This window comes from Marivirga aurantiaca (genome assembly GCF_016679925.1).
GTDB classification, from domain to species: Bacteria; Bacteroidota; Bacteroidia; order Cytophagales; family Cyclobacteriaceae; genus Marivirga; species Marivirga aurantiaca.
Genome location: NZ_JAEQBW010000027.1, coordinates 1 through 1,951 on the forward strand (window position 1 = coordinate 1; position 1,951 = coordinate 1,951).

The following is a 1,951-nucleotide window of genomic DNA, read 5'->3' on the forward strand; positions in this document are numbered from 1 at the left end:
GATAGTCTGTAAAGGAAGAAGGATACATTTTTAACACCCCTAAACTGAGAGCGGAATGCTTTGATCTTTGCATTAAATGATTCGGCTGCTGCATTTGTACTTCTTCTCTCAAAGAAATTCAGGATAGGCTCCTCATGAAAAATGGTTTAGGGTTTGAACTTTTAGGCAGTGTGATATTGGTTTTTCGGTGGAGTAATACTTTTCATTTGATTTTTTCACTCTCCCCTTCCTTTAAAAGTACAATTCCTGAACTTATTTGACCTGATTTTTCTCTCGATTTTACGTCTGGACGTACTTGTCCTGTTAAAAAGTGATGATTTCACTTTTTTTGGGTTAGGCAGCCATTTGCATAGGTGGTGGAGAGGCTTTGGCAAGTGCCAGTTTTTTGGCATTTGAGGCCATTACTCCAAAAAACACCCATACCCTCTCGTTTTGTGCTCCTCTTGCTTTGATTTTCCTTAGCCCGTAATTGTTTTTATGATTGCCAAAGCTGCCTTCAAGCACTGTTGACCTGTCTTTGTTGAGTTCAGCCTGTAAAGCTTTTTCAGGCTTGCTTAATTTAACAGGACCTTTCTTGGCAAAGTTGCTGAATATCTGCTGAGAAGTGATGTATCGTCTGTTTTCATTAGTGGGGTAAATACGGTCAGCTGACAATTGATTAAGTTGTCCGAAGAGTATTCTATGCTTCAAGTAACTTATTTTAAGCCTTTTACATTCGTTATAGGCATTGAAGTCCATTAAGTCAAAATACTGGATACCACCCGTCTGCAATATGTGGGCTTTCATTCCAAATTCCACAGGCTTGTTTTCCTTTCCCCTCACTATTGGCCGTACGTAAGGCTTATATAATGAGACAATGCGATCCTTTACTTTTTCTCCGGGCTTATCAAATAAATATTGTTGTTGTTGGAGTACTTTTTTAATGGTGCGGATATAGCCGTACTGATTGGAGGTAAGGTTTACTTCAGGATGGCTGTTGAGGAAGTCCTGTAAATGCAACAAACCTTTTGTCAAGAGATATAAAAGGCTCTTCTTTCGTGCTTTCCCTTTTTTGATGCTTTTCCTGCGCAGTTTGTCATAGCTGAGTTGTTTACGCTTTTGTTCAATGAACTTGTTTCTTGGCCTTTTGGTGCCGGTAAGTTTACAAAGCCTGAACAATAGCTTTTCATAGATCCACTGATTGGATTCCCAAAGTAATTTTACATCAGTTGGATAACGAATATAGCTTTCATAACAGGTGGCATCCATCGATAATACATGGGTATTTTCTATATCATTCTTCCAATGGTTGAGCAAAACAGTTTGCAATTGATTTAAATCAGCATGGTTGGCGATATAGCTCCTCACCCTGGAAGGCAGGTTGGAGTCCCTGATGAGCTCTCCTTCAGCCAAACTTCTATTACAAAATATTTGTAATGACCAATCGGTGTTAAAACGTTCTATTAACTGGTAGTCGCTCACATTCAAATAATGCTTTAAAAACATTAAAGTAAACATGCCTTCATTGCTTAGCCAACGAGGTGCGCCTTTACCATTTTCATTTTGTGAAGGAAGGCAGCTGGCCAACTCCTCTAGGGGTAGCTTTTCATATACTTTCCAATTTCAAGGGTCTTAAAAATATACCATTTTGGAGAAACTATGGATTCGAGTGGGAATAAATCGAGCTGCGCCATATATTGCGGGTGTTATTTGTTTTTTCGTAACTACAATATAACACAAAACCCCGGAAAATGCCTTATTTGGCAGATTTCGGGGTTTTAAATCCTCCTTAAGAGGTACTAAAAAAACTGAAAATCAATCATTTAATTATATCCGAGAGGAGCCTAGATAGGCAACACCCTTGTCTTTTACAGTGTGATAGATATGTCCTAATTTCTGAGCCAAATCATATGCTTTTGACAGCTCTGGATAATATTTAAACAGCAGTTCTGCCCTCCATATCTGTGAGGGT

The 1,951-nt window shown here is 38.7% G+C and carries 2 protein-coding genes; both read right to left on the reverse strand.

From position 1 onward, the window contains the following. Window positions 1-143, reverse strand: a 143-nt coding sequence (locus JKA74_RS20615) for a transposase (protein WP_456085623.1), incomplete at its 3' end; no start/stop codon positions are given. Window positions 144-333: 190 nt separating this feature from the next. Then, the gene (locus tag JKA74_RS20620; RefSeq protein WP_236587993.1) at window positions 334-1,566 is read right to left on the reverse strand and encodes a transposase; all 1,233 of its coding nucleotides are present in this window, start codon (window positions 1,564-1,566) and stop codon (window positions 334-336) included. Between the last annotated feature and the right edge of the window lie 385 nt (window positions 1,567-1,951).